This is a genomic window from Burkholderia pulmonis (assembly GCF_984667975.1).
Map to the genome: position 1 here is coordinate 691,258 of NZ_OZ480186.1, position 15,076 is coordinate 706,333.

14 protein-coding genes are annotated in these 15,076 nt (G+C 67.2%); 4 read left to right on the top strand and 10 right to left on the bottom strand.

Annotated features, from left to right (window positions below; translation table 11 throughout):
• Positions 1-64: 64 nt before the first annotated feature.
• The 4 genes from AC5LXK_RS03280 to AC5LXK_RS03295 are packed head-to-tail and all read right to left on the bottom strand — an operon-like array spanning position 65 to position 3,681.
• Positions 65-781: a PqiC family protein gene (locus AC5LXK_RS03280; protein ID WP_493390291.1), complete on the bottom strand. Its 717-nt coding sequence runs from the start codon at positions 779-781 to the stop codon at positions 65-67.
• On the bottom strand, positions 778-2,397 hold the full coding sequence (locus AC5LXK_RS03285) for a PqiB family protein (protein WP_493390292.1): 1,620 nt from the start codon (positions 2,395-2,397) through the stop codon (positions 778-780). Before AC5LXK_RS03285 ends, AC5LXK_RS03280 begins: the two co-directional genes overlap by 4 nt.
• Complete coding sequence (locus tag AC5LXK_RS03290; RefSeq protein ID WP_493390293.1) at positions 2,390-3,019, bottom strand: paraquat-inducible protein A; 630 nt, start codon at positions 3,017-3,019, stop codon at positions 2,390-2,392. The genes AC5LXK_RS03285 and AC5LXK_RS03290 overlap by 8 nt, the downstream gene beginning before the upstream one ends.
• Positions 3,016-3,681, bottom strand: coding sequence for a paraquat-inducible protein A (locus tag AC5LXK_RS03295; RefSeq protein ID WP_493390294.1), 666 nt, complete (start codon positions 3,679-3,681; stop codon positions 3,016-3,018). The genes AC5LXK_RS03290 and AC5LXK_RS03295 overlap by 4 nt, the downstream gene beginning before the upstream one ends.
• Positions 3,682-3,939: 258 nt before the next feature.
• Between AC5LXK_RS03295 and AC5LXK_RS03300 the strand changes: the two genes are divergently transcribed.
• The 4 genes from AC5LXK_RS03300 (at position 3,940) to AC5LXK_RS03315 (ending at position 7,179) form a co-directional block, all read left to right on the top strand.
• Positions 3,940-4,500, top strand: coding sequence for a cytochrome b (locus tag AC5LXK_RS03300; protein WP_493390295.1), 561 nt, complete (start codon positions 3,940-3,942; stop codon positions 4,498-4,500).
• Positions 4,501-4,508: 8 nt separating this feature from the next.
• A complete protein-coding gene (locus AC5LXK_RS03305) occupies positions 4,509-5,069 on the top strand; it encodes a YceI family protein (protein WP_493390296.1) in 561 nt (186 codons plus the stop codon).
• Positions 5,070-5,134: 65 nt separating this feature from the next.
• The gene (locus AC5LXK_RS03310; protein ID WP_493390297.1) at positions 5,135-5,716 is read left to right on the top strand and encodes a YceI family protein; all 582 of its coding nucleotides are present in this window, start codon (positions 5,135-5,137) and stop codon (positions 5,714-5,716) included.
• A 185-nt stretch (positions 5,717-5,901) separates the two neighbouring features.
• Positions 5,902-7,179, top strand: coding sequence for an MFS transporter (locus AC5LXK_RS03315; RefSeq protein ID WP_493390298.1), 1,278 nt, complete (start codon positions 5,902-5,904; stop codon positions 7,177-7,179).
• Between the two features lie 18 nt (positions 7,180-7,197).
• Here the strand turns inward: AC5LXK_RS03315 and AC5LXK_RS03320 are convergent, their stop codons facing one another.
• The 6 genes from AC5LXK_RS03320 to queA all read right to left on the bottom strand — a co-directional run bounded on the left by AC5LXK_RS03320 (position 7,198) and on the right by queA (position 15,031).
• Positions 7,198-8,739 (bottom strand): S41 family peptidase, encoded by a 1,542-nt coding sequence (locus AC5LXK_RS03320; RefSeq protein WP_493390299.1) that lies wholly within the window; start codon positions 8,737-8,739, stop codon positions 7,198-7,200.
• Positions 8,740-8,947: 208 nt separating this feature from the next.
• Entirely contained in the window at positions 8,948-9,898 is a 951-nt protein-coding gene (secF, locus tag AC5LXK_RS03325) for a protein translocase subunit SecF (RefSeq protein WP_493390300.1), read from the bottom strand.
• 18 nt (positions 9,899-9,916) lie between these two features.
• A complete protein-coding gene (secD, locus tag AC5LXK_RS03330) occupies positions 9,917-11,938 on the bottom strand; it encodes a protein translocase subunit SecD (protein ID WP_493390301.1) in 2,022 nt (673 codons plus the stop codon).
• A gap of 106 nt (positions 11,939-12,044) precedes the next feature.
• Complete coding sequence (yajC, locus tag AC5LXK_RS03335; RefSeq protein WP_048250795.1) at positions 12,045-12,368, bottom strand: preprotein translocase subunit YajC; 324 nt, start codon at positions 12,366-12,368, stop codon at positions 12,045-12,047.
• Positions 12,369-12,613: 245 nt separating this feature from the next.
• Positions 12,614-13,801, bottom strand: a complete 1,188-nt coding sequence (tgt, locus tag AC5LXK_RS03340) for a tRNA guanosine(34) transglycosylase Tgt (RefSeq protein WP_493390302.1) — start codon at positions 13,799-13,801, stop codon at positions 12,614-12,616.
• A gap of 162 nt (positions 13,802-13,963) precedes the next feature.
• The gene (gene queA, locus AC5LXK_RS03345) at positions 13,964-15,031 is read right to left on the bottom strand and encodes a tRNA preQ1(34) S-adenosylmethionine ribosyltransferase-isomerase QueA (protein WP_493390303.1); all 1,068 of its coding nucleotides are present in this window, start codon (positions 15,029-15,031) and stop codon (positions 13,964-13,966) included.
• Between the last annotated feature and the right edge of the window lie 45 nt (positions 15,032-15,076).

Consider the following 15,076-nt stretch of genomic DNA (forward strand, 5'->3'; position numbering starts at 1 on the left):
TCGCACCGTTCGACACCGCACGGGAGAACGCTGCTTCGAACGTTCGCCTGCGCGGTGCTCACGCTTACGCGCCGGACTTGCCCGTCGCGCCGGCGTCGCCGCCGGAGGTCGGGTTGGTCGGGCACGGCACGATCGGCGCGGGTGTAGCCGCCTTGCTGCCGGCCGCGGGCGCCGCGCTGCGGCGGGCGGCCATCGCGCGCACGCCGGCCGCGGCTTGCGTCGCGATCACGTCGAGCGCGCGCCGATGGCCGGCCACGAGCGCGTCGTAGCCGTCGGCCACCGGTTCCGCGACGCTCGTGCGGCAGGTCATCACGGCCTGTGTGGCAAGCGAGCGCACGCTCCATACGGCGTCGATCGCCGCGCGCTTGCCGGGCCACGATTCGAAGCGCTGCACGTTCACGCTGATGCGGTACACGGGCACGCCGGGCGGGTACGCGGAATTCGCGACGTCGATCGTGCCGAGCTGCGCGGCGAGATCGTCCGACAACGCGCGGCGGATCTCGTCGGCAGGCTGCGACGCCCAGCGTTCCTGCTCGAGCACGTCGACCTGCGCGGCGTTCCTCTGCACGACCAGCTGGTTCTTCGCGACCTGCTCGGGCACGCCGACCGACGGCACCTCGATCAGGAACGCCGGGTTGGCCGGCGCGGTGCGCACCGGGGCCGCGGCGTCGGCCGGGGTGAGCGTGTAGAACCGCGCGGGCGGCGAGCTGCACGCGGCGAGCGCGAGTGCGGCGAAGGCCGCCGCCGCGCCGCTCGCGAAACCGTTCACGCGTGTCGTCATGGTTGATCTCCTGGCTTGCCCTTGAGCAGCGATTCGGGGTGGCGCTCCAGATAGTCGGAGAGCGCGTTCAGCGATTGCAGCGTGCGCGTGAGTTCCTTCAGTGCACCGCGCACGTCGGACTGCAGCGGCGAATCCTGCTGCAGCGTCGCTTCGGCGGTCGAGAAGGTCTGCTTCGCGGCCGACAGCGTGTCGCGCGCTTCCGGCGCGACCTGCGTGTCGAGCTGCTTGAACAGCTTGTCGGCGTTCGACAGCGCGCTGTTCAGGTTCGCGCCGATCTGGTCGAACGGCACCTTGTCGAGCTTCTTCGCGATGTCGGCGACCTGCAGCTGCAGCTCGTCGAGCGAGTTCGGCACGGTCGGCAGCTCGAGCGGCTGGCGCGCCGTGTCGATCTTCACGGTCGACGCCTTCGGGAAGAAGTCGAGCGCGACGTACAGCTGGCTCGTCAGCAGGTTGCCGGTGCGCAGCTGGCCGCGCAGCCCGTGCTGGACGAGCCGCTCGACGATCTCGCGACGGGCCGGTTCGCCCTTGCTCTCGATCACCTCGCGGAAGCGGCGGCCGAGGCGCTCCGGATACACGTTCATCGTCACCGGCATCAGGAAGTTCTTCGTCTTCGGATCGAAGTCGATGCCGATGTTCGTCACTTCGCCGAGCACGATGCCGCGGAAGTCGACCGGCGCGCCGACGGCGAGCCCGCGCAGCGACTGGTTGAAGTTCATCACGACCTGCAGCGGCTGGCCGTCCGGGTCGCGCATCGCGTCGGTCTCGTCGGAGCCGAGGCGGAACGTCGTGTTGTTCGGCGCCGTTGCACCGCTGCCCTGGTTCGGCGGCGTCTGGAATGCGATGCCGCCGAGGATCACCGTCGCGAGCGACTGCGTGTTCAGTTTCAGGCCGCTCGAATCGAGCCGCAGGTCGACGCCGCTTGCCTGCCACCAGCGCGAGTTCACGCCGACGTACTGGTCGTACGGCGCATTGACGAACACGTTGAACGTGACGCCCGTGCCGTCCTTGTCGAGCGAGAAGCCGACCACCTGGCCGACCTGCACGCGGCGGTAGTAGACCGGCGAGCCGATGTCGACCGAGCCGAGCGAATCGCCGCGCAGCACGTACTGCGTGCCTTTCTGGTCGCCCGTGACGGCGGGCGGTGTCTCGAGGCCCGTGAAGTCGGTCAGCGTATCCTGCCCGCGGCCGGCGTCGACGCCGATGTACGCGCCGGACAGCAGCGTGCCGAGCCCCGACACGCCGGTCGCGCCGACGCGCGGCCGCACGATCCAGAAGCGCGAGCCCTTGACCGCGAAGTCCTCGGCTTCCTTCTTCAGCTGCACCTGGACGAGCACGCGCGACAGGTCCTTCGACAGCTTGATCGTCTTGACCATGCCGATCTCGACGTCCTTGTACTTGACCTGGGTCTTGCCGGGCTCGAGCCCTTCGGCGCTGTGGAAGCTGATCGTGATTTCCGGGCCGCGCTCGCGCACGGACTTGATCACGAGGCCGATGCCGATCAGCGCGGCGATCAGCGGCACGAGCCAGACGAGCGACGGCAGCCAGCCGCTTTTCGTCGAGATCGTCGGATCGGGCGGCCGGGGCGCGTCGTGCTGCGGGCCTTGTGGACTATTCATGGTGATTCCCTGAGGTTTCGACTGGATCCCAGATCAGGCGGGGATCGAACTGCATCGATGCGAGCATCGTCAGGATCACGACCGAGCCGAACGCGAGTGCGCCGGGGCCGGCCGTGATGATGGCGAGCGAACGAAAATGGACGAGGGCGACGGTCAGCGTCACGACGAAGATGTCGAGCATCGACCAGCGGCCGATGCGCTCGACGATCCGGAACAGGCGCGTGCGCTGCAGCGGCCGCCATGCGGTGCGGCGCTGCGCGCTGATCACGAGGATCAGCAGCACGCCGAGCTTGAGCATCGGCACGAGGATGCTCGCGACGAACACGACGACGGCGAGCGGCCAGTCGCCGGTGGTCCAGAACAGCACGACGCCGCTCATGATCGTGTCTTCCTGCGAGCCGACGATCGACGACGTGCGCATGATCGGCAGCAGGTTCGCGGGAATGTACAGGATCACGGCCGCGATCAGCAGCGCCCACGTGCGCATCAGGCTGTTCGGCGTCCTGAAATGGAGCACGGCGCCGCAGCGCGCGCAGTGCGCGTGCGGATGGTCGAGCGTCTGCACGAGCCCGCACGTGTGGCAGCTGACATAGCCCTCGCGGGCGGCGGTCGGGATCGTCATCGGCGGACGGCTTCCGGCAGCGGTGCGTCGTCGTCGGGCTGCCCGGCCGAGCGCCCGGCGCGCAGGTCGTCGGCGATGTCCCACAGCGTGCGGGGATCGAACATCAGCACGACCGCGATCATCAGCGTGAGCGCGCCGAACGCGAACAGCGCGGCATCGGGCACGACGCGCGCGAGGCTCACCATCTTCACGATCGTGACGAGAATGCCGAGCATGAACACTTCGATCATGCTCCACGGCCGCGCGAGCTCGATCGCGCGCAGCACGAAGTTGAACCCGGGCGGCACGAAGCCGCGCCGCATCGGCAGCAGCAAGTACAGCAGCGCGGCCATCTCGACGAGCGGAAACAGCACGGTCGAGCAGAACACCATCACGCCGACGATCTCCATGTTCTGGCGCCACAGCGCGTCGATCGCGCCGATCAGCGTCGTCTGCACGCGGTTGCCGTTCACGTCCATTTCGAGGATCGGGAACACCTGTGCGATGGTGAACGTGATCAGCGCCGCGAGCGCGAGTGCGCAGATCCGCTCGATCTGCGCGGCGCTGTTGCGATACAGGAGCGCGTCGCAGCGCGGGCAGCGCGCGATTTCGCGGCCGCTGAGGCGCGGTTTGTGCAACAGTGCGTCGCACTCGTGGCAGGCAATCAGGTCGTTTCGTTGCATGGAAAGGGCAGTTGTGCGACGGCCGGGGGAACGCGTCGACGGGGCCGGAACCCGCGCCAATCTTACCAAAAGGCCTTTTCCGGTGTGTCAAGGATCGCGCGTTTGGTGACTGATCGGTAACATGACAGGAAACCGTCAGCCGGCTGGCGTGCCTGTTCTCAGAGTCCGCGCGTGTCAAAAGGTTGCGGTAGCATGGCGCCCTTGACAAGCGTCGGACCCAATACCGGCGCAGCTGTTCGCTGAACTGAGGAATCCAAGATGGCATCGAATTCGCTGCCGGCCAGGCCGGTACGCTATACGCAAACCGCGATCGCGCTGCACTGGCTGATCGCGCTGCTGATCGTGTGCGGCTTCGCGCTCGGCTGGGTGATGACCGACATCCCCGGCTTCACGCCGACGAAGCTGAAGTACTTCTCGTGGCACAAGTGGATCGGCGTGACGGTGTTCGCGCTGGCCGTCATCCGCGTGCTGTGGCGCGCGACCCACGTGCCGCCGGCGCTGCCGGGCGACACGCCGGCGTGGCAGCGTGCGGTGTCGCACGGCGTGCACATGGTGCTGTACGTGCTGATGATCGTGATTCCGGTGACGGGCTACCTGTACAGCTCGGCGGCGAACATTCCGGTCGTCTACCTCGGCATCGTGCCGCTGCCGCGGCTGATCGATCCCGATCCGGTGCTCAAGGAAACCTTCAAGACGCTGCACGTGTCTTTGAATTACATTCTGCTTGCGCTCGTTGCGATGCACGTGCTCGCGGCGCTCAAGCACCAGCTGTTGGACCGCGACGGCCTGCTGTCGCGAATGCTTCCCTTTGCCAAATGAAGGATCTCATGAAAGTGTCTTTCTCCCGCTCCATGCTGACCGCGTTCGCCGCGGTGGCACTTGTCGCGTCGGGCGCGGCGCACGCCGACGTCGATCTCGCGAAGAGCAAGGTGTCCGCCGTGTCGAAGCAGATGAACGTGCCGACCGAAGGCGCGTTCAAGAAGTTTTCCGCGCAGGTGAAGTTCGACCCGGCGAAGGCCGCGCAGGGCAGCGCCCAGATGACGATCGACGTCGCGAGCTATGACCTCGGCGACAAGATGTACAACGACCAGGTCGCCGGCAAGGACTGGTTCGACGCGAAGGCGTATCCGCAGGCGACGTTCGTGTCGTCGGCGATCGCACCGGCCGGCGGCAACAAGTACAACGTGACCGGCAAGCTGACGATCAAGGGCAAGTCCGAGACCGTCACGGTGCCGGTCACCGTCACGCAGAGCGGCGCGACGCAGACGTTCGACGGCGTGCTGCCGATCAAGCGTTCGACGTTCAACGTCGGTACCGGCGAATGGAAGGACACGTCGGTCGTCGCGGACGAAGTGCAGATCAAGTTCCATCTCGTCGCCACGAAGTAAGCGGCGGGCTGTCGCCTCACCAGAATGCCGCGCGAGGGCGCGGCGCCGTTCCAAGGAGAAAGAGTTTGAAAAAGCAACTGATCATCGCCGCGGGTGCGCTGGCAGCATCGCTGTCGTTCTCGGCCTTCGCCGAAAGCGTCACGTACCAGTTCGATCCGAGCCATACGTACCCGAGCTTCGAAGCCGACCACATGGGCGGCCTGTCGGTCTGGCGCGGCAAGTTCGACAAGTCGAGCGGCACCGTGACGCTGGATCGCGCGGCGAAGACGGGCACCGTCGACGTGACGACCGACATCGCGTCGATCCACACCGGCAGCGCGAAGCTCGACGAGCACCTGCAGACGGCCGATTTCTTCGACGCGGCGAAGTTTCCGCAGGCCAACTACAAGGGCACGATCAAGTTCGACGGCGACAAGCCGGTATCGGTGGTCGGCAACCTGACGCTGCACGGCGTCACGAAGCCGGTCACGCTGAAGATCGATTCGTTCAAGTGCATGCCGCACCCGATGCTCAAGCGTGAAGTGTGCGGCGTCGACGCCGTCGGCGAATTCAACCGCGACGATTTCGGCCTCGACTACGGCAAGCAGTACGGCTTCAAGATGAAGACGAAGCTGCTGATCACGGCCGAAGCGCTCAAGCAGCAGTAAGGATTCCGGCGAGGCCGGCCATCGCGCCGGCCCTTGCGGGCAAACCGCCGCGCTCCCGTTACCGGGGGCGCGGCGGTTTTTTTTGCGCGCCTATAATCGTCCGGGCGCCGCGTGCGGCGCCGGGCAGGCCGACGGCGCGAATGCGGCCGCCTCGAACAGAACGTACAACGACAAGGAGATCGCCGATGCATGCCGTCACGCAGTCCCGTTCCATTGCCTCGTCGCCGCGCGTGTGGCGCGCGGTGGTCGCCGCGTCGATCGGCAACGCGCTCGAGTGGTTCGATCTCGTCGTCTACGGCTTCTTCGCGGTGACGATTGCGAAGCTGTTTTTTCCGGCCGGCAACGACACGGTGTCGCTGCTGCTCACGCTCGGCACGTTCGGCGTGTCGTTCTTCATGCGGCCGCTCGGCGCGATCGTGCTCGGTGCGTATGCCGACCGCGCGGGCCGCAAGGCCGCGCTCACGCTGTCGATCCTGTTGATGATGGGCGGCACGCTGATCATCGCGGTGCTGCCGACCTACGGGACGATCGGCGTCGCCGCGCCGGTGATCCTCGTCGCCGCGCGGCTGATGCAGGGCTTCTCGGCCGGCGGCGAATTCGGCAGCGCGACCGCGTTCCTCGCCGAACACGTGCCGGGCCGGCGCGGCTTCTTCGCAAGCTGGCAGGTCGCGAGCCAGGGGCTCACGACACTGCTTGCCGCCGGTTTCGGCACCGTGCTGAACGCGCAGCTCTCGGCCGCGCAGATGGCGTCGTGGGGCTGGCGCGTGCCGTTCTTCTTCGGGCTGCTGCTCGGGCCGGTCGCGTATTACATTCGCACGAAGGTCGACGAGACGCCCGAGTTCCTCGCGTCCGAAGGTACCGCGAACCCGCTGCGCGACACGTTCGCATCGCACAAGGCGCGCCTCGTGGCCGCGATGGGCGTGGTCGTGCTCGGCACCGTCGCCACCTATCTCGTGCTGTTCATGCCGACCTACGGCGTGAAGCAGCTCGGCCTCTCGCCGTCGGCCGCGTTCGCGGCGATCCTCGTCGTCGGCGTGATCCAGATGGCGTTCGCGCCGCTCGTCGGTCACTGGTCGGATCGTTACGGCCGCGTGCGCGTGATGATCGCGCCGGCCATCGGCATCCTCGTGCTGATCTACCCGGCGTTCGCGTATCTCGTCGCGCATCCGGGCTTCGGCACGCTGATCGCGCTGCAGGTGCTGCTCGCGTTCCTGATGACGGGCTACTTCGCGGCGTTGCCGGGCCAGTTGTCCGAGGTGTTTCCGGTACAGACGCGCACGACCGGGATGTCGCTCGCCTATAACGTCGCGGTGACGATCTTCGGCGGCTTCGGGCCGTTCATCATCGCGTGGCTGATCCGTGCGACCGGGATGAAGACCGCGCCGAGCTTCTACCTGATGTTCGCGGCCGTGTTGAGCCTTGCGGCGCTGGTCGTGCTGCGCAAGCGCTTCGGTTTCCGCTGAAAGGGGGCGGGCGGCGCGTCAGTTGCCGCCGCGCTCGCACACCGGCTGTGCCGGCATCAACTGCGCCGGCGCGTCGACGGTCCGCACCGGGCGCCCCGCGAGCGCGGCGAGCGCCTGCCGAAGCTGCCAGTCGGCAGGCGTACCGAACGCGCGCTGCGGCAGCGCCGCGCTCCTTGCCGTATCGATCTTCGCCCGCACGCGCTGTTCGCGCAGCTTCTGCCGGGCCTTGCGCACCTGCGCGAACGGATCGGGCGCCTGCCGGTCCGCATACGGTGCGCGTGCGAGATCGACTTCCCGGTACCACAGCAGCACGCCGTCGACGTCCGAATCGCGGCGCGGCGGCACGAGCCAGTCCGGTACGACGCCATAGCCGTCCATCGGACAGCCGTTCGGCCGCAGGTTGCGCGCGTACGTGAAATTCAGACGCGTGCCGTCGATCAGGTCGACGCCCGTCTGCGCAAGGCCCTTCCCGTAGGTCGGCATGCCGAGCAGTTTCGCGCGGCCGAGATCCTTCAGCGCGGCGGCGGTCGCTTCGGCGGCCGACGCGCTCTGTCCGTCGACGAGCACGACGAGCGGCACGGTGTGCCACCAGTCGTCGGCCTGCAGCGGTGCGAGCGGATCCTGCCCGTGCATGACGGGCAGTTCGTAGTCGGGCCAGTTGGTCGTGTAGCGGCGCCGGTGCGTGTCGCCGCGCTCGACCGTCACCATCGCGGTGCGGTCGCGTCCGGCGAACAGCGCGGTGATGCCGATCGCCGCATTCAGCGCGCCGCCGCCGTTGATGCGCAGGTCGAGAATCATCCCTTTCACCGGCGGGCCCTTGCGGCGCGCGGCCTGCACCGCGTCGATATAGTCGCCGACCGCCGGTTCCGGAAAGCTCGACAGCCGCGTGTACAGGATGTCGCCGTCGAGCCGCTTCGCGATCGCAGGGTGCGGCTTGATGATCGCGCGCACGGGCGCAAAGATCAGCACCGCGTGCTTCGGGCCGCGCTGCACCGTGAGCTTCAGCGGAACGCCCGCGTCGCCCTTCGCGAGCTTCACGAGCTCGCTGCTGTCGATGCCGACCACGCTCTTGTCGTTCATCGCGACGACGAGGTCGTCGGGACGCACGCCGGCCTTCTCGGCCGGTGCGTCGGGAATCACGTCGATGATGTGCAGCCCGTCGGGCCGCGTCTCGAACACGATCCCGATGCCCGGCGTGCCGTCGCGCGCGCGGCGCTCGTCGTCGCGCCGTTCCTGCTCTTCCTTCGCGTTGAAGAAGCGTGCGTACGGCAGCGTCTTGATCCCGTCGTGGGTTGCGGCGTCGAGCAGCGCGCCGATGTCGACGTCGGTCAGGTGCTGCTTCTTCAGCACTTCGACGGCGGCTTTCAGTTCGCAGAGCTGCGGCTCCCAGTCGGGCGGGCAGGGCGACGGCGGTTGGGCGGCGGCGGGCGGTGCGGCGACAGGCGGCGCAGCGACGGGGGCTGAGGCCGGCGCGGATGCCGGTTGCGCACCGGCGATCGGCGCATACGGGAGCGCGGCCGCGACGGTGGCGCAGACGGCGAGGCGACGAACGACACGCATGGGAGGCATCATCGGGACCGCACGTTCGGACGGGTGGCGAGGAGGCTTGCCCGGCCGGCATGCAAACGGGGCAGGGCGGTGACGATTGTAGCCGACGCCCGCGACGGTGCACGGCGGGCCGGCCATGGGCACGCATCGCGGCGGCCCATGCATGAAAAAAGCCGGCCCAACGGGCCGGCTTTTCTGCGATGCCGAAACTGCGTGGCGCTTAGACCTGCGCGCCTGCGTTCGGATCGTCCGGATCGTGCGCGCTCTTCTTTTCCCTGATCAGGTCTTCGCGCTTGATGCCGAGCCACATCGCGAGCGAGCCCGCGACGAACACCGACGAGTAGATGCCGAACATGATGCCGACCGTCAGCGCGAGTGCGAAGTAGTGCAGCGTCGGGCCGCCGAAGAAGAACATCGACAGCACCATCATTTCCGTCGACGTGTGCGTGATGATCGTACGCGACATCGTGGTCGTGATCGCGTGGTTGATCACTTCCTGCACGCTCATCTTGCGTTCGCGGCGGAACGTTTCGCGGATCCGGTCGAAGATGACGACCGACTCGTTGACCGAGTAGCCGAGCACCGCGAGGATGGCCGCGAGCACCGCCAGCGAGAACTCCCACTGGAAGAACGCGAAGAAGCCGAGAATGATCACGACGTCGTGCAGGTTGGCGATGATGCCGGCCACCGCGTACTTCCATTCGAAGCGGAACGACAGGTAGATCACGATGCCGATCACGACGCACGCGAGCGCGGCCAGGCCGTCGGTCGCGAGCTCCCGGCCGACCTGCGGGCCGACGAACTCGACACGCTGCAGCGTGACGTCCGGGTTCTGCGCCTTCAGCGCGCCCATCACCTGGTCGCTCTGCTGCGCGGACGTGAGGCCTTCCTTCAGCTGCAGCCGGATCAGCACGTTGCGCGACGTGCCGAAGTTCTGCACCTGCGCGTCGGCGTAGCCGAGCTTGCCGAGCGTCGCGCGCACGGGTTCGAGTTCCGCGGCCTGCTGGTACTGCACCTCGATCACCGTACCGCCGGTGAATTCGACGGACAGGTGCAGCCCGCGGTGGAACAGGAAGAACACGGCGGCGAGGAACGTGACCAGCGAGATCACGTTGAACACCAGCGCGTGCCGCATGAACGGAATGTCTTTACGGATGCGGAAAAATTCCATGGTCTCGTCTCCGGGGCCTTATTGGGTCGAGCCCGGTTTCTTCGGCGACACGCCTTGCTGCGCGCGGTTGCGCAGCTGCGGCTTGCCGGCGCGCGGCGCGTTGCCCTTCGCCGGGGCGGCGAGCTTCGCGGCACGCGCGGTGTCGGTCGATTCGTCCACGTCGGTGAACGACGCGGCGGCAGCGGCGCCTTCCGGCTTCCACACCTGGCCGATCGCGAGCGACTTCAGTTTCTTGCGACCGCCGTACCAGAGGTTGACGATCCCGCGCGAGAAGAACACCGCGGAGAACATCGACGTCAGGATACCGAGGCAGTGCACGATCGCGAATGCGCGAACCGGGCCCGAGCCGAACGCGAGCAGCGCGAGGCCGGCGATCAGCGTCGTGACGTTCGAGTCGAGAATCGTCGCCCATGCGTGCGCGTAGCCGGCCTGGATCGCGAGCTGCGGCGGCTGGCCGGCACGCAGTTCTTCACGCACGCGCTCGTTGATCAGCACGTTCGAGTCGATCGCCATACCGAGCGCGAGTGCGATTGCCGCGATACCGGGCAGCGTCAGCGTCGCCTGCATCAGCGACAGCACGGCGACGAGCAGCAGCAGGTTCACCGACAGGCCGATCACCGATACCACGCCGAACAGCATGTAGTACGCGATCATGAACACGGCGATCGCGCAGAAGCCCCAGATCACCGAGTGGACGCCCATCTTGATGTTGTCGGCGCCGAGGCTCGGGCCGATCGTGCGTTCCTCGATGATGTCCATCGGCGCGGCGAGCGAACCGGCGCGCAGCAGCAGCGCGAGGTCGGCTGCGGCCTGCGCCGTCGGCTGGCCCGTGATCTGGAAGCGGTCGCCGAGTTCGGACTGGATCGTCGCGACCGTCAGCACTTCGCCCTTGCCCTTCTCGAACAGCACCATCGCCATCGGCTTGCCGATGTTGTCGCGCGACACCGTGCGCACCGCGCGGCCACCCGCCGAGTCGAGGCGGATGTTGACCGACGGACGCTGGTGATCGTCGAAGCCGGCCGATGCATCGATGATGCGGTCGCCGGTGAAGATCACGTCCTTCTTCAGCAGCACGGGCGCCTGGTTGCCCTGCGTGAACAGCTCCTCGCCCGGCGGAACGGGGTCGTTCGGGTTCGGGTGCGTGTTGATCGGATCGGCGAGGCGCGCCTCGAGCGTCGCGGTACGGCCGATGATGTCCTTCGCCTTCGCGGTGTCCTGCACGCCCGGCAGTTCGACGACGATGCGGTCGCTGCCTTGCTGCTGCAGGATCGGCTCGGACACGCCGAGTTCGTTCACGCGGTTGTGGAGCGTCGTCAGGTTCTGCTTGAGCGCGGCGTCTTCGACGGATTTCTGCACGGCCGGCGTGAAGGTGCCGACGACCTGCGTGCCGCCGCCGCCGGGCTGGGTCGCCCATTGTAGTTCGGTGATCGACGCGGCGAGCGCCTTGCGGGCGTCTTCCGCCGTCTGCGCATCGCTGAAGTTGACGACCACGGACTGGTCGACGCGGCTCACGCCGCCGTCACGGATGTTCTTGTCGCGCAGCATCGAGCGCGCGTCGGATGCGTCGGAGTCGAGCTTCTTCGTGAGCGCGCCCGTCATGTCGACCTGGAGCAGGAAGTGCACACCGCCGCGCAGGTCGAGGCCGAGATACATCGGCAGCGCGTGCAGGGCCGTCAGCCAGCGCGGCGACGCGCTCTGCAGGTTCAGCGCGACGACGTACTGCGGATCGTTCGGGTCGGCATTCAGCGACTTCTGCAGCAGGTCCTTGACGCGCATCTGCGTGTCGGTGTCCTTCAGGCGCACGCGGATGTTCGCGTTGGTCGCCGTGTTTTCGAAGGTGATGTCGTCCGGCGTGATCTGCGCGGATGCGAGCGCCGATTCGACCTGGGTCAGCGTGGTCGAGTCGAGCTTGACCGTGGCCTTGCCGCTCGACACCTGCACCGCCGGCGCTTCGCCGAAGAAGTTGGGCAATGTGTACAGAAAGCCGATGGCGAGCGCCACGACCATCACGACATATTTCCAGAGTGGATAACGATTCATGAGGGGGCCGAACGGGTGGTTGGCGTGAAAGCGTCGCGTCCGGCGCCGCGGCGGCCCGCTCTCTCAGGCGGGCACGGCGCGGGGAGCCGGACGCTCGGTGAAGGGCTTACAGCGACTTGATCGTGCCCTTCGGCAGAATGGTCGTGACTGCCGCCTTCTGCACGGTGATTTCAGTGCCTTCGGCGATTTCGACGCCGATGTAGCCTTCGGTGACCTTCGTCACCTTGCCGACGAGGCCGCCGCTCGTGACGACTTCGTCGCCCTTGGCCATGGCCGACAGCATGTTGCGGTGTTCCTTCTGGCGCTTCATCTGCGGACGGATCATGATGAAGTAGAGCACCGCGAACATCAGGATGAGCGGCAGGAAGCTCATCAGGCTCGATTCGGCGCCACCGGCACCTTGCGCGAAGGCATTGGAAATGAACGGCACGTTGGTCTCTCCGTAGGGGAAGATCGAAAAATAAGCCGGTTATTCTACCACCGGCCCCATGCGCAAACGGATCGGCAAATGCGCTTTCGGATCAAGCTGTTAAAGCGCGAACCGATACCGTTGCGACTTGTTTGGAAAGGCAATTGTAATATTTGGCGGTCACGACTGGTGATTTGAACGCGTCAATTAGTACACGTCCTATGTGACCGGGCACGGTGCGAGCCGCTGCGCGGCCCGTCGGCCGGTCAGTCGACCCCTCTCGCGCGGTCCTCCGAGAAGCGCTGGCGGAACGCGTCGAACGTGTGCGTTTCGATCGCCTCGCGGATCTCGCTCATCAGCTGCAGGTAGTAGTGCAGGTTGTGGATCGTGTTGAGCTGCGCGCCGAGGATTTCGCCCACGCGGTGCAGGTGGTGCAGGTAGCCGCGCGAGAAATTCTGGCACGTGTAGCACGTGCAGCTCGCGTCGAGCGGCTTCAGCGAGTTCTTGTGCGTCGCGTTGCGGATCTTCACGTCGCCGAAGCGCGTGAACAGCCAGCCGTTGCGCGCGTTGCGGGTCGGCATCACGCAGTCGAACATGTCGACGCCGTTCGCGACGCCCTCGACCAGATCCTCCGGCGTGCCGACGCCCATCAGGTAGTGCGGCTTGTTGGCCGGCAGCTTCGGGCCCACGTGCCGCAGCACGCGCATCATGTCTTCCTTCGGCTCGCCGACCGACAGCCCGCCGATCGCGAGGCCGTGGAAGCCGAGTTCCGCCAGGCCCGCGAGCGATTCGTCGCGCAGGTCCTCGAACATCCCGCCCTGGACGATCCCGAACAGGGCATTCGGGTTGCCGAGCCGGTTGAATTCGTCGAGCGAGCGCTTGGCCCAGCGCAGCGACATGCGCATCGAGTCGGCCGCTTCCTTGTGCGTCGTCGGCACGCCGTTGGTCGCGTACGGCGTGCACTCGTCGAACTGCATCACGACGTCGGAATTCAGCACCTTCTGGATCTGCATCGACACTTCCGGCGACAGGAACAGCTTGTCGCCGTTGATCGGCGACGCGAACGTGACGCCGTCCTCGGTGATCTTGCGCAGGTCGCCGAGCGAGAACACCTGGAAGCCGCCCGAGTCGGTCAGGATCGGCTTGTTCCAGCCCATGAAGGCGTGCAGGCCGCCGTGCGCGTCGATCGTGTCGAGGCCGGGGCGCAGCCACAGGTGGAAGGTGTTGCCGAGGATGATCTGGGCCTTGATCTCGTGCAGCTCGCGCGGCTGGATCGCCTTCACGGTGCCGTACGTGCCGACCGGCATGAAGATCGGCGTCTCGACCACGCCGTGGTTGAGCTTCACGCGGCCGCGGCGCGCATGGCCGTCGGTCGTCAGCAGTTCGAATTCGAGCCCGTTGGCCGGGCGGTCCTGCACGGGGGCGTGCGTATCGTGGGATGAACCTTCGGTCATCGCGTTGTTCTCCTTGCCACCGGAAAACAGTCCGGCGCATGTTGAAAAGCGCCGCCGGCGGGCCGGCGGCGGAAAAAATGAAAGGCGCGTCATCGTAGCGCGCGGCGAGGACGAACGGTGGTCCGCCGTCGAGGTGCGCGACGAAGGTGCCGCGGCCGCGCGTTACGCGCCGGTCGCCTCCGGCGTGTCGCGCCGCGTGAGCAGCATCGCGTCGCCGTAGCTGAAGAAGCGGTAGCGTTCGTCGATCGCGTGCCGGTACGCGGCGCGGATCGTCTCGACGCCGGCGAACGCGGACACCAGCATCAGCAGCGTCGACTTCGGCAGGTGGAAGTTCGTGACGAGCCGGTCGACCACGCGGAAACGGTAGCCGGGCGTGATGAAGATGTCGGTCTCGGCCTGCGCCGCCGCGAGCGGGCGGCCTGCTTCGTCGGCCGAGCGTGCAGCGGCTTCGAGCGCGCGCATCGATGTCGTGCCGACCGCGATCACGTTGCCGCCGCGCGCGCGGGTCGCGGCGATCCGGTCGACGAGCGATTGCGGCAGGTCGTACCACTCGCTGTGCATCTTGTGCTCGGCGATGTTGTCGACGCGCACCGGCTGGAACGTGCCGGCGCCGACGTGCAGCGTCAGCGTCGCGCGCTCGACGCCCATCGCGTCGAGCTTGTCGAGCAGCGGCCGGTCGAAGTGCAGCCCGGCCGTCGGCGCGGCGACCGCGCCCGGATTGCTCGCGTAGACGGTCTGGTAGCGCGTTTCGTCGGTCGCGTCGGGATCGTGCTCGATATACGGCGGCAACGGCAGGCGGCCGTACTGCTCGATCAGCTCGAGGCACGGCGCAGGGAAGTGCAGCGTGAAGAACGGCTCGACGCGCTCGCCGACCGTCACGTCGAACGCGTCGGCGAGACGCAGCGTCGTGCCGGCGCCCGGCGACTTGCTCGCGCGGATCTGCGCGAGCGCCGTATGCGTGCCCGTCACGCGCTCGACCAGCACCTCGATCTTGCCGCCGCTGGCCTTCTGGCCGAAGAAACGCGCCTTCAGCACCTTGGTATCGTTGAAGACGAGCAGGTCGCCGGGCGCGATGCACGACGGCAGCTCGGCGAAATGGCGGTCGACGAGGCGTGCGGGCTCGACGCTGCGGTCCACCTCGAGCAGGCGGCTCGCGGTGCGGTCGGGCAGCGCGGTTTGTGCAATCAGCTCGGGCGGCAGATTGAAATCGAAATCGGAAAGCGTGAACATGCGGGCTGGTTCGAAGCGGCCGGCGGGCGTCGCCGGCAGGGCGGA